Consider the following 13,064-nt stretch of genomic DNA (forward strand, 5'->3'; position numbering starts at 1 on the left):
CGTCAGGCTTTCGCGCCGCGCTTTCCCCCGCCATAGGCAGGGTCAGAAAGGGCGCTTGCCTCATCCAGAGGCCAGCGTGGCCGCGCGGAGAAGCTCATCGCGTCCCCATTAACCTGGCCGACAGCAAGATGCTCTGCCCCTGCCAGGGCGATCATGGCCGCATTATCGGTACAATGACGAAGTGGCGGCGCGATCAGACGGGCACAATGGCGACTGGCGGCTTCCTCAAGGCTGGTACGGATCGCCTGGTTCGCTGCGACACCCCCAGCAACCACTAGCCGCTTTTCGCCATCGGCTTCGAACATGCCGAGCGCCCGGTCGGCCCGCTGTGTCAGGCAGTCGGCAATCGCGGCCTGATAGCTCGCGCACAGGTCGCTTTTGTCCTGCTCTGAAAGTTCACCTGCCTCAATGATCCGGGCCGCCGCCGTTTTGAGGCCCGCAAAACTCATATCAAGGCCATCGCGGTCCATGAGCGGGCGAGGTAGCTTGTAACGCTTCGGGTCGCCGCCCGCAGCGTTTCGCTCAACAGCTGGTCCGCCCGGAAAGCCAAGCCCCAGCAGTTTTGCAAGCTTGTCGAAGGCTTCACCAGCGGCATCGTCAATCGTCGTGCCGAGCCGCCTATACCGGCCAAGCCCGCGCACTTCGATGAATTGGCAGTGACCGCCGGACACCAGCAGCAGCAGGTAAGGAAACGGACAGTCTTCAGCGAGACGCGGCGAAAGCGCGTGGCCCTCAAGATGATTGACCGGAAGGAAAGGCTTGCCCGACGCGAGCGCTAGCGCCTTGCCGGTCATCATGCCGACCATGACCCCGCCAATGAGGCCCGGCCCAGACGTCGCTGCGATGCCATCGAGTTCAGAAAGCGATAGCCCACTCTCTTCAATCGCGGCCGCGACGATCTGGTCTGCGATATCGGCATGGGCCCGCGCAGCAATTTCGGGCACCACCCCGCCATAAGGCGCATGCGCCTCGACTTGCGAGCGCACGATTTCCGATAGGATCGTTGCGCGGCCATTTTCGAGGCGCAAGACTGCCGCCGCGGTTTCGTCGCAGCTCGTTTCAATTCCAAGAACCGTGTGAGAGGTCATGGCCCTCACTTAAGGCGCACAGTCTAAAATCGGAAGCTTGGCGCCTCAGTTATCCAGAAGCGCGCTCTTGATGGAATAGATCCACTCATCGCGTTCTAGATTGTAGGCCTTGAATGTGGTTGCGAAGTCCCAGTAGCACCAGCCAATACCCCGGTCCTCTGCGGCCTTGCGCATGGCCCGCGTCCAGACCGCGCGCTGGTCCAGCGGCACCTCTTCATACACGCCGAACTCGCCCAGTAGCATGGGATGGCCCTGCTCGCTTGCGAACCTTGCAGCCGCTTCTGCGCCTGCATTGATTTCGCTGTATTCGGCGACCGTACCCCAGCGCGTGCCGGTCGGCGGGGGTGGGTCGGCAAAGAAGGCGCCCTGATGGGTAAAATCGTAAGGCTCATAGCTGTGGAAGGTCAGAATGATCCGGTCATCCTCTGGCGGATTGCTATCGAGCAGCGCCGAGAGCGAACCCCAGCCCGCACTGCCCACAACGACCCAGCGGCCCGGATGATATTCGCGAACGATGGAGAGAAGCTCAGCGTTTACCGCATCGGTACGCTCTACCGTCATGCGATCGTTCGGCTCGTTGAGTAGCTCAAGGATGACACTGTCCGGTGCATCCTGCAGCGCTTCGGCAATCTGACGCCACATCGCGAACAGGCGCTCATAATGCGCATCTGGGTGCGACATGAGGTCGTTATAGTGATGCAGGTCAACGATGGTCTGAAGGCCTGCGGCATCTGCTTGCGTGATAACCTCTTTCACACGGTCGATGTGGTCCTGCCGGATCGTGTAGGGCGCGCGCTGCATGGCATGTACGTCCCAGCGCACCGGCAAGCGCACCGTGTCGAAGCCTGCCGCCTTTATTGTCTCAAGGTCTTCTGCCCGGATCGAATATCCCCAGTCGCCTTCATTGGGCGCTTCCAGTGCCCCGCCAAGGTTCATGCAGCGCTGCACGGGAGATGCAGGTACGCGCATTTCACCGCGTGGAGCCGCTGACGAAGAGGGCCCCGAGCAGGCCATAAGCGTCAGGGCCAGGGCGGAACTGGCAAAACGGACCAGCATGGGCAATCTCCTCGGGCAATTCTTGCACTGCTGGCGCATACATTATGCCAGCTCTCACTGCCTAGCCCTGTCTTGCCTGCCATCGCCTTAATCTGTAGCAGGCAATCGATCACAATCTGGAGATGACATGCCCGCAGGTCTTGCCCCCAAGCTCAAACTCAGAATCGGCACCAGAGGATCTCCGCTGGCCCTGGTGCAGGCACGGCAGGTGGGCGCTGACCTTGAACGCCTCGGAAATGGCGAGGTCACCTGCGAGATCGTGACCTTCACGACGGGCGGCGACAAGCTGACAACCCAGCGACTCATCAATGCAGGCGGCAAGGGTCTTTTCACGCGTGAAATCGATCAGGCAGTGGATGATGGCCGGTGCGATCTCGCGGTTCACAGCCTGAAGGACGTGCCGGGCGCGCTGCCGGATGGGCAGGCTCTCCTCGCCTTTCCGAAGCGCGAAGACCCACGCGACGGCTTCATTTCCCTGACCGGCGTCAAAAGCGCGCGCGACCTTCCAGAAGGCGCGACCGTCGGCACAGCCAGCCTTCGGCGCGAATCCCAGACGCTCGCCATGCGACCAGACCTCAAGATCGTGACCTTCCGCGGCAATGTGCAGACCCGGATGAAAAAGCTCGAAGATGGCCTCGCCGACGCGACCTATCTGGCGATGTCGGGCCTTGAACGTCTCGAAATGACACATGTTGCCGTCCCGGTCCCGATCAGCGACATGATCCCGGCTGCAGGTCAGGGCATCATAACGGTTGCAGCACGCCCGGATGATCTTGATCCAGCGGTGGTCGATCTCATCAAATCCCTGAACCATGAGGAAAGCCGCCTCGCCGCCACCGCAGAGCGCGCTTTTCTTGTTGAACTCGACGGCTCCTGCCGGACGGCCATGGGCGGCCATGCGCGGCTGGAAGACGGCAAGTGGCTGTTTGACGGCGAAGTGCTGGAGCCTGATGGCTCTCGCCGCTGGATGCAGGCGGATGCGCTTTCAGGCGATGTAAGCGACGAGGCCCTGGCAGGCCTTGGCCGCAGCATCGGCGAGCGCATTCGCGAAGCGGCTGGTGGTGATCTGCCAGCCTTCGAAGATGACTAGCCCAACCATCATCGTCACGCGCAGCCAGCCGGGCGCAGACCAGACAGCCAGAGCCCTGGAAGAACGCGGCCTGACCGTGATCGTCACGCCTGCGATCGAGCTTACACGTAGTGACGCCGCGCTGCCGGACTTGTCAGCCTATGGCGGGTTGATCTTTACCAGCGCGAATGGCGTGCGCTTCCTGTCGGCCGAGACCGAAGCGCGCGACCTGCCCACATGGTGCGTCGGACCTGCGACAGCATCAGAGGCGCTGCTTGAAGGCTATAGCCCGGTGCATCAGTCATCAGGTGATGCCGAGGACCTTGCCCATTATATCGCCCATCACTGGCCGTCGGGCCAGTCGAAACGCTTGCTGCATGTCGCCAATTCCGCGGCGAAAGGCATCGTGAAAGCTGCGCTCGAGGGGGAGGGATTCGAGGTCGACTTCCTCGCTCTCTATGAGGCAAGCTATGCGCCCGGCCTCACTCCGGCTGCTCGGGCAGCAATAGAAAGCGGTGAGCCCTGCATTGTGCTCGTCCACTCTGCGAAAGGGGCGAAGGCTTTCATGGATCTCAGCGAGGGTCTGGACCTTAGTCGCATCTCGTACGTTGCGATCTCAGAGCAGGCGGCCGGACCCCTGCGTGAGGGCGGTGAGGACCTGATTGACGTTGCAGAACATCCAGACGAAGCGCACCTTCTGGAAACGCTCGACCGTTTCCTTGCCACGCGCTAGGCGGCAAAACATTGGCGGGCATCTGGACCGATTGGCCCGGAGCCGACAGGATAAAACCGAATGAGTGATCCGCAGACCCCGACGACAGATCCGATCGATGCCGAGTTCGAACCGGCAGAGAGCGAGACGGCACAGGAAACCCATGCGGACGAAAAGCCTGCCCGCAAGTCATCAAGTGGCGGGCCGGGCTGGCTATCGCTTCTCTTCGTCATGCTTGTCGCCTTCGGTGCGCTCGGGCTTTCCCTCTGGTCGTCCGGCCTGCTCCAGAAAGGGCTGGAGCCAGACGAGACCGCCACCGGCCTTGCCGCGATGACGGACCGTCAGGGAGAGCTGGCTAGCCGTATCGATACGCTTGAACAGCAACTCACAGAAGTCAGTGCCCGGATAGACAGGCTGAGTGGCGACGTAGAAGCGCTTGGTGCTGCGGCCCCTACCAGCGCGACGCCCGCTGAAGCCAGCGCCGTCGATGAAGGCGCTCTCGCCGACCTCGCCACCCGTATCGAGGCGCTGGAAGAGGCGCAGGAAAATCAGCCAGCCTCAACATCTTCGATTGACCCCCAGCGCGTTGCCGATCTTGAAGCCGCACTTCAGTCTCTCGACAGCGAGAGCGCGCCCACATCGGCAGAAATTGCTGCCCTGAAGCAGGAAGTCTCGAGCCTCCGGGCCCGCGTACAGCAGCTCGCTTCCGCGCAATCTGCACTGGAAGAGGCTGGCGCTGAAACATCCAGACGCGCCGAAGACGCCCGGCGCTCTGCTACGACAGCCGCTGAGAGCGCCCTTGCAATCGCCTCTATAGAAAACGCCATCGCGACGGGCGCAAGCTTTCAAGCCTCCGCCAAGCGCTTGCTGGCGCTTCAGCCAGCCAGTGACGCCGCTGCCGCGCTGGAGCGCTTGTCGCGTGGCCCAGTCCCCAGCCTCGCCATGCTTCAGGGACGCTTCGATGAGTTAAAAGCTGACGCTCTGGATAGAGATAGCCAGGCAGCTGGAGAACCAGGCTGGGTGGATACGATTTTCGGTGACATGGTCTCTGTCCGACGTGGCAGCGGCGCCAGCATTGTCCCTGAAATCCTCTCACAAGCTGAGGCCGCCCTTGAAGCTGGCGACCTGGAGGAAGCGATATCAACGCTCGAAGGTCTGCCCGAAGAAAGCCGGGCTGTTTACGCAGACTGGCTTACCTATGCTCGCAACCGGGTCGATGCCCAAAGCGCGATTGACGTCCTTCGCCTCGAATTTGCCGCGCAAACCCCTTAGATGAGTTTCCAATGATCGCTCTATTTCTCATCGTCTGTCTCATTGTTGTCGCTGGCCTCATCGTCCTCTGGGCGTCTGGCCTGTCAGGCAATGTCGTCATCACGCTCGGCGCCGACACGATCAGCATCGAACTTGTCGTCGCCATTCTGGGCGTCATTTTGCTGGGCGCTGTCATGGCGCTTGTCTGGGCCGCACTTGCTGGCCTTATCAAACTGCCGAAACGCTTTGGGCAGGCGCGCCGCAATTCGAAAAAACGCAGCGCCAACCGGTCACTGGCCGACGGCCTCCTTGCCGCCGAAGCAGGCGATATCAGCCTGTCGCGCAAGCATGCGAGCCGCGCGGCCCAGCATGCCGATGATGAGCGCCTGAAGCTGCTGCTTGAAGCACGCACGGCAGAGATCGCTCATGACTGGCCAAGCGCTGAACGCGCCTGGGGCCAGCTTGCCCGTCTTTCCGGCGGCGAACTTGCCGGCCTACGGGGCGCAGCAATTGCCGCAACCGAGCGCGGCGACACGGCCGCCGCCGAAGCCCGCGCCCGCGAAGCGCTTGAACTGAAAACCGCTGCCGACTGGCCGTTCACCTCCCTGTTCGACAGCCAGGTCGCGCGGGGTCACTGGCAGGATGCGCTGGAAACACTCGTCATCGGGGAGCGGCGCGGCCTTATTTCAGGCGACAGCCTTCGGCGCAGGCGCTCTGTGCTTTACACCGCCCACGCCACCGGCATGCCCAATGCAGACCGCCGCGAAGCACAGAAGCTGCTCGCTGATGCGTTGCGCGCTTCACCAGCCTTTGCACCCGCAGCCTATCATGGGGCACGCCAGCTGAAACTCGAGGGCAAGGTAAAAGCCGCGCAGGGTGTGCTAGAACGTGGCTGGCGCTCCAGTCCGCATCCCGCACTCGCCCATCTCAGCCGCAGACTGGGCCCGGAAGACACGCCAAGGACACAGGCCGCCCGGCTGAACGCGCTCATCGCCACCAATCCTGACGCGCGCGAAAGCCGCATCCTCAAGGCAGAGATTGCGATGGCCGACCGCGACTGGATCGGCGCCATCCGCGAACTCGCCCCCCTCGTGGAGGAGCAACCAACTGCTCGCCTTTCCCTGCTTCTGGAACAGGCGCTTCGCGGCTATGGCGACAATTCAGAAGCTGACCGCTGGGGCCGTATGGCGATCACCGCATCTAGAGAGGCAGAATGGTCGGATATCGACCCGAACGGACAGGCCTTTGACTATTCGCGCCGTGACTGGGCGCGACTTGTCTACACCTTCGGTGATGCGGGCACACTCATCCATCCGCGTTACGAATCCTATGGACGTGAGCTTGAAGCAGGACGTTACATCGCGCTTCCCGCGCCTGTTGCCGCCGTGCGCACGAGAGAAGCCGAACCTCAGAAGGCTCTGCCACCCGCCAGCGAGCCAGCACGTACCATGACGGAGCCGCCGGCCGACTATGTCCGCGGTGGCGCCGAGGACGACGCCTAGCGCCGCGAACGGGCGTGCTGCGCCCCTATGAATTGGCCACTTGCCGAACGGCACACTTGAAGGTATGGAGGCGCCTTCCAACGGATAGCCGCCTTAGCTCAGCTGGTAGAGCATCGCATTCGTAATGCGGGGGTCAGGTGTTCAAGTCACCTAGGCGGCACCATTTTTACAAAATTATTCTATTGTTTTCAGATATTTAGATTATTCTGCATATCTCAGACCACCTTCTGGGCCACCCTTCGGCCTGCGGTTGTTCGGCACACTTCGCTTTAGACACGCCATTTCTGCGTGCGCCCCCAAAATGCTATGTCTTATAGGGCGCGGTAACCCATGAGGCTAACTATGAGCGGCCAAGTAAAACAAGATTCTAGTAAAGTTATATCGGCTTACCTTGATAGCCTTCGCCAAATCGAACGATCGAGCCCAAGCGGCTTCTATTGGGACAGGCTATTTAAGATGATCGTGCGCAACGCTCCCAAGGAAAATTGGCCTGCGAACCCCCTAATTCTCAATGGCTCAGTAGCCTCTCACGCTCACAAACATCGTCGACTGGAGGAGCATTTGCTGTTTGCTGCGAAGCATGGGCGACTTTTCGAGACCTTGGCATACTTAGAGCGCATGCCGGATAAGGCTTGGAACTCTGCCCCCCTATCAACGTGGGACGAAGAGGACCTATGGGTTGAGGGCGACTGGTAATACAGTCCACGCAGCCTAATCTACTAGCGGCTTGAACGAGCTCGACAAAATGCGTCGAAATCATCAGGAGGCGGTTTGAAACGGCCGCGCAATTTTGGCTGATTGCGGCGCATTGAGATTACCACGCAGTTGCGCGGTATTATTCCACGTGTATCCACAGAGTGACACGCTGGAGCGCTGGAATGGAATATAGACTACCGTCCGATCTCTGGTTGCTCTCTTCGACTGTTTCGGTCGTCGAGGCGACTTTGCTGTTGCTGAACATCGAACCTCAGAGTGTTTCGCAGTTTGTCGAAGGTTGGGACGACGATAAAAAGCCCGTGCACTATATCGCTGCCCGCAACGCTCTGGTTGGAGCCATTAGGGGAGAGCAAGTTTCAGGGGAGCTCGTCCCTCAGACCTATGAGAAGTTCCCGCAGGGCGGAATTGAGGTCGACTACGAGCGCATCGATCATCACGCTTCTTACGTGTACGTCCAGTCGCTTGCGTCTTGGCTCTGTGAGCGCGGCTTCGACAACACGATCTTCGCGCGATCCGGGGAGAAAAAGTCAGGTTTTCGTGACCCAAGTCATCCCCGCTATTCGGCCAAGCTGGTTGCGGCAGTGGAGGCTTGGGAGGCTTTCGATGAAGACTCGAACGAACGCGGAACGCCGAAACAGCGACTTGCAAAGTGGTTGAGGTTGAACGCGGCGCGTTTCGGTCTGACAAACGACGATGGAAAACCGAGCGAGAATGTCATCGAAGAGCTGGCAAAGATCGGCAATTGGGCCACAACGGGCGGCGCGCCAAAGCAGAAGTCCGACGAACCTGGACCAGATAAAACACCTCAATAAAACAGGGTTATATAGCGTCGGCGGCGGTAAAAGCTCTTTGCTTTCTAGTAGAACCTAACCGACAGTTGGCTAATAGCTGCTGCGAACTTTTTGCAACCTAACCGCCTATTATCTAGCCGCAGCTGACCGGACGTTATTGTCACCGCACAAACGGAGACAAACAATGTTCCATCATTCCGAACTTCCTGAAACGGGCTTTCTTCGCCTGAAGTCGATCCTCGCGCCTTATGGTCCGATCCCTGTCAGCAAATCGACCTGGTGGGCTGGCGTGAAAGACGGGCGCTTTCCAAAGCCGAAGAAGCTTGGCGAACGCGTGACTGTCTGGCGCGTAGAAGATATTCGCGAGCTGATTGAAAATGGCGTGGCTTAGATCTGGGCGTTCGATCAGATGTCACAGCCCACCTATCCAAGCAGTCGTCATGATCGGCCTCACGCAAGGATCTACGATCACTGGCTGAAGCACCCTTCGTGGATCAATCTATCGGGACAGGCGCACAAAATCATCTCGATGCTCAAAGCGTCTTTTCGTCCGGACCAGCCAAATGCTTTTCCGGTAGGTGAGCGCCGGATAGCAGAGATGAGCGGGTGCGCACCCCGAACGGCGAAGCTGGCGATCGATGAGCTGATAGCCTCTGGCTTCTTGAGAGTGGAACGCGCCGGTCGCAACAGGGGCGCAGCGGTAGGCCGGGAGCGGGTGGTTTCACTGACATGCAAAGACACTGAAACAGCTGCGGGAGATCCTGATTTGCCGCTCAAGCTCTGGAGGCAGACGATGAAATCTACACGCCTCAAATCTGCTGCATGAACGCATCAAATCTAATGCGTCTAAGGAAGAGTTTTGAGGGGCCGAAACCTCAGAAAACCTCAGTGCTACCAAGCTTGTACGTCGGATATCGCCGGACGCCGAGAATACCCCTCCACCCATATAGCGTTGCAGCAGACATGCTGAACCTGACAAAACCTGACGCTGAGCCCAACGCCGCCCCGCCGCTCATACGAGCGGGGCAAGGCGGGCGGCGATCCAGCAGGGTCCCGACACATCCACTTTCCACATGATTGCGAAAACAGAGGGCTGAGACATGGGCGGATACGGATCTGGAAGACATGCGCGATGCGCCGCCAGGAGCGATCAGTTTCACAAGCTGGATTTGGCGGACTTTCCCCGTGAGTGGTTTCAGCGTCACTTGTCCGGCACAGTCACTTGGTCACGCGGCGATCATAAGACTGGTAGCGTTGGCTACCGCCTGTCGCCCGATCGCATGGTGCTGCGCTATAGCGTGCCGAAGGATGGCGGGCGGCGGCACATAGAGGAAAGCTTCGTCATGCGCCCCACCGAGCAGCCTCTGGGCGGCCAGCGCTGGTGGATCGAGTGCAAGGGGTGCGGACGTCAATGCAGGGTGCTCTACGGGGCGACATACTTCCGCTGCAGGCAATGTCGCCGCCTTACCTATGAAAGCCAGTATGAGCGCATATACGCCCCCGGCGTGACACGTGCGATGCGGGTGCGTAAGAAGCTGAAGGGCGAGATTGGTCTCGCCTATGCCTTCCCCGATCGTCCCAAGGGTATGCATTGGAAGACCTATTACCGGCTGCGGGAGGCAGACTGGGCGGCGCAAATGCGGATTGATGCTATGCTTATGGGGGCTGCGAGTAAGTTGAGGCAATCGCGCTCGCGATAGATTTGGGTAGACATGGCAACGATGGGGGACAGTAATGCTGCAACTTCTAACGGCAGAAGAGATCGCCTTTCTGGAAAAGCAGAATCTAGCACTCGATGAGGTGCTTTGGGTGGAAGGTATGTCTGTCTCCGAACGCAAAGCTGTAATGAAGGCACAAGGGAAGCTCATAGCTGCCGGAGGTTCGCCATGTGCGATCGCAGGGCACCGGCTGCGTACGCGGCATGGGCATTGCGTACAGTGTGACACAGCCAAGATCGCGTTTGCGTCGAGAGCAAGTAAGAGTGCGTCGGTATATGTCCTTCACTCCCACAGCACCGGGTTGGTGAAGGTCGGCGTCACCACAAACATAGATGATCGCCTGGCGAACCTGCGTTCTCAGGCCTATGGCGAAGCAACTGATTGGAAGGTCGTCTTCCTTTCCCCCGAACTGAAGAATGCCGGTCGAATTGAGATCAGCCTACATAAAGCGCTTAGGTCGCACGAGCACGAAGGCGGCTTTTCAATGCGCGCTGGAACTGTCCAACGCTCCACGGAATGCTTCAGCTGCGATTCTGAGTATGCTGTAGGACTTGCTAAGCGCCTTATCGACAAAGACTAACGCCCTTAGAGCATCACGCAAATTCAGAAATCGTACATCGGGTAAGCCGGTAAGTCGCCCGCGCACCGAGAGCCACGCTATAGGAGAAATAGCTGGCGGTATCGCATTCACATCTTGCCAGCTGCTTGGGCGGGGGGCTTCGCTATTTTGCGACGCCTTACCTTTAAACCGGCTTCATATCCTTTCTGTGCGTTTCCTCAGTTCAAGAATTGCAGGGGGGACGAAAATGTTGGGAAGCTTGCTGTGCGCTACCGGTGCCTTTCCAAGGCGCAATCGCTAACTCAGTTTTCTCGCGCGCGTGCGCAAGGATGCAGCTAACTCAAAGATTGATACTTGATGCGGCAGGCTGAATGGCCTTCGATGCGCCTTCAGGGATGGATTCGATTATGACCGATTTTGCGCACGGGCGGCGGCTGCAAGCCAGGCTCACGATGGACATTCAGTAGTGTCGCGGCTGACCGATCTGATAGCCCAAGCGAAGGCAAAGGATGCTGACCTAGGGCGCGAGCTTGAACGCGAGTTCAAGACGCTCGCCTCGCGGCGGTCATTCGGTCTGAATTTTGAGCGTCACCGGCCTGAAAGCGTTGAGTTGCCGGGGCGCCCGATCAGACGTGGCGACAAGGTGCGCGTGCTGCCTAAGCGTGGCGATACGTCGAAGGGCGATCAGCACCTCTGGAGGGTCAACCGAATACAGCGCGCCGATGGTGCTCGTCTGGCGCATCTGACTGCTTTTGATGGGCAGGACGACGAAACGCTGATTGTCGATGCGGCCGATCTGGTCGTGGTCGCAGAGTTTCGCGATTACATCTACCCGGGGCTGGTCAGCACGGGCAAGGTGGAGCGCGGCGGCGAGAAGCCGTTTCACACCGTTATCAACGGCGAAAATTTTCATGCGCTGGAAGCGCTGACCTATACGCATCGCGGCAAGATCGACGCGATCTACATTGATCCGCCCTACAATACTGGCGCCAAGGACTGGAAATACAACAACGATTACGTCGAAGGCGATGACCTCTACCGCCATTCCAAATGGCTCGCCTTCATGGAACGCCGGCTCTTGGTCGCGCGGGAACTCCTGAACCCGGAAAATTCGGTTCTGATCGTGACAATTGATGAGAAGGAGTACTTGCGGTTGGGTCTGTTGCTGGAGCAGACCTTTCCGGAAGCCAGGATGCAAATGATAAGCGCATCCATAAACCCTGCCGCTGTGGCGCGCGCGGGATACTTTGGACGCTCCGACGAATACTACTTCGTGCTGATGATAGGCAATGCGGGAGTTGAGCCACTCAGTTTAGGTGAAGAATGGATAACGACAAAAGGCAGAACACATACTGGAGAAATCCGATGGGACTTACTTAGAAAATCAGGTTCGAGCCCAACCCGAGATGGGCACCCGGAGACGTTTTACCCATTTTTCCTCACCGCTGACGGTAAGCGATTTCACAGTGTAGGCGAGCCAATAGGCGTAGGCGCCGACCGTAACGCTACCGTGGCCCCTGAGGGTACAATTGCTGTGTGGCCGATTAGGCAAGATGGTTCAGAAGGCAGATGGAGACTAAAACCTGCAACTGCTCGACGAGTGCTTGAAGAGGGAGGCTTGAAGATTGGGGCGCTCAAGGGCGAAACGACTCCCATCTACTACTTAGCAACAGGTGAACGCCAGAAGATCACGGATGGCACGTACGAGGTGCTAGGACGCCGTGAAGATGGTTCTGTTGTAACGTCTACATTGGATACCACTAACCGGGTTACCGTGCCTGGCAGCCAATGGCGGATTGGTTCGCATGACGCCACACAATACGGAACCAGACTCCTCATCAAGTTTCTACCGGATCGTCGGTTTCCATTCCCGAAGTCGCTATTCGCCGTTGAAGATGTCTTGCGTTTTTTTGTTTCAGCGAAGTCGAACGCCATCGTTTTGGACTTCTTCTCTGGTTCAGGCACAACAGCCCACGCTGTCATGCGCCTGAACAAGCAGGACGGGGGGCGGCGGCAATGCATCTCCGTCACCAACAATGAAGTTGCCGCCGATGAACAGAAAGCCCTTTGCGAAGCTGGCCTTCGCCCCGGCGACACCGACTGGGAGAAATGGGGCATCTGCGACCATATCACCAAGCCACGAATCGCGGCGGCGATCACTGGCAAGACGCCGGATGGCAAACCGATCAAGGGCGATTACAAGTTCACTGACGAATTTCCGATGGCAGACGGCTTTGAAGAGAATGCCGAGTTTTTCACGCTGACCTATGAAACGCCCGTCTCTGTCAGCCATAACAAGGCTTTCGCCCGCATTGCGCCGCTCCTCTGGATGAAGGCCGGCAGCGAGGGACGGCGGATCGAGGCGCTGCCTCAAGCTGGTTGGGACGTTGCCGACACCTATGGCCTTTTGACCGACCTAGATCAGGCCGACGCTTATTGCGCGGTGATCAAGGACAACGGGACGATCCGCATCGCCTATATCGTCACCGATGACGAGCGCCGGTTCCAAGCCGTCGCACAAGACCTGCCCGATGGCGTTGAACCTGTCCGGCTTTACGAATCCTACCTCACTAATTTCCGCTTCTCGATGGGGCGCTAGGT

Annotated in this window: 11 protein-coding genes and 1 tRNA gene; 10 read left to right on the forward strand and 2 right to left on the reverse strand. The window is 59.0% G+C overall.

The features are described 5' to 3' along the window. Positions 1-2: 2 nt before the first annotated feature. Positions 3-1,088, reverse strand: a complete 1,086-nt coding sequence (tsaD, locus tag D1224_RS06800) for a tRNA (adenosine(37)-N6)-threonylcarbamoyltransferase complex transferase subunit TsaD (protein WP_182482196.1) — start codon at positions 1,086-1,088, stop codon at positions 3-5. A gap of 45 nt (positions 1,089-1,133) precedes the next feature. Further along, positions 1,134-2,144 carry a glycoside hydrolase family 5 protein gene (locus D1224_RS06805; RefSeq protein ID WP_182482197.1) on the reverse strand — a complete coding sequence of 337 codons (1,011 nt, stop codon included), beginning with the start codon at positions 2,142-2,144 and terminating at the stop codon, positions 1,134-1,136. A 127-nt stretch (positions 2,145-2,271) separates the two neighbouring features. Here D1224_RS06805 and hemC point away from each other — a divergent pair, with 127 nt between their 5' ends. The 10 genes from hemC to D1224_RS06865 all read left to right on the forward strand — a co-directional run bounded on the left by hemC (position 2,272) and on the right by D1224_RS06865 (position 13,062). Further along, entirely contained in the window at positions 2,272-3,234 is a 963-nt protein-coding gene (gene hemC / locus D1224_RS06810; protein WP_119379143.1) for a hydroxymethylbilane synthase, read from the forward strand. Continuing rightward, positions 3,227-3,946: a uroporphyrinogen-III synthase gene (locus D1224_RS06815; RefSeq protein WP_119379144.1), complete on the forward strand. Its 720-nt coding sequence runs from the start codon at positions 3,227-3,229 to the stop codon at positions 3,944-3,946. Before hemC ends, D1224_RS06815 begins: the two co-directional genes overlap by 8 nt. Positions 3,947-4,006: 60 nt before the next feature. Then, on the forward strand, positions 4,007-5,197 hold the full coding sequence (locus D1224_RS06820; protein ID WP_119379145.1) for a COG4223 family protein: 1,191 nt from the start codon (positions 4,007-4,009) through the stop codon (positions 5,195-5,197). Positions 5,198-5,208: 11 nt separating this feature from the next. Next, complete coding sequence (locus D1224_RS06825; RefSeq protein ID WP_119379146.1) at positions 5,209-6,678, forward strand: heme biosynthesis protein HemY; 1,470 nt, start codon at positions 5,209-5,211, stop codon at positions 6,676-6,678. Between the two features lie 87 nt (positions 6,679-6,765). Then, positions 6,766-6,841, forward strand: a tRNA-Thr gene (locus D1224_RS06830). Positions 6,842-7,556: 715 nt separating this feature from the next. After that, positions 7,557-8,207, forward strand: coding sequence for a hypothetical protein (locus D1224_RS06840; RefSeq protein ID WP_119379148.1), 651 nt, complete (start codon positions 7,557-7,559; stop codon positions 8,205-8,207). Between the two features lie 163 nt (positions 8,208-8,370). Beyond that, complete coding sequence (locus D1224_RS06845) at positions 8,371-8,577, forward strand: helix-turn-helix transcriptional regulator (RefSeq protein ID WP_119379149.1); 207 nt, start codon at positions 8,371-8,373, stop codon at positions 8,575-8,577. Positions 8,578-9,391: 814 nt separating this feature from the next. After that, a complete protein-coding gene (locus tag D1224_RS06855; protein ID WP_182482198.1) occupies positions 9,392-9,886 on the forward strand; it encodes a hypothetical protein in 495 nt (164 codons plus the stop codon). 34 nt (positions 9,887-9,920) lie between these two features. After that, positions 9,921-10,484, forward strand: coding sequence for a GIY-YIG nuclease family protein (locus D1224_RS06860; protein ID WP_119379152.1), 564 nt, complete (start codon positions 9,921-9,923; stop codon positions 10,482-10,484). Positions 10,485-10,929: 445 nt separating this feature from the next. Beyond that, the gene (locus tag D1224_RS06865; RefSeq protein ID WP_119379153.1) at positions 10,930-13,062 is read left to right on the forward strand and encodes a site-specific DNA-methyltransferase; all 2,133 of its coding nucleotides are present in this window, start codon (positions 10,930-10,932) and stop codon (positions 13,060-13,062) included. Positions 13,063-13,064: the final 2 nt, after the last annotated feature.

It is taken from the genome of Henriciella barbarensis, assembly GCF_003576345.1.
Classification (GTDB): domain Bacteria; phylum Pseudomonadota; class Alphaproteobacteria; order Caulobacterales; family Hyphomonadaceae; genus Henriciella; species Henriciella barbarensis.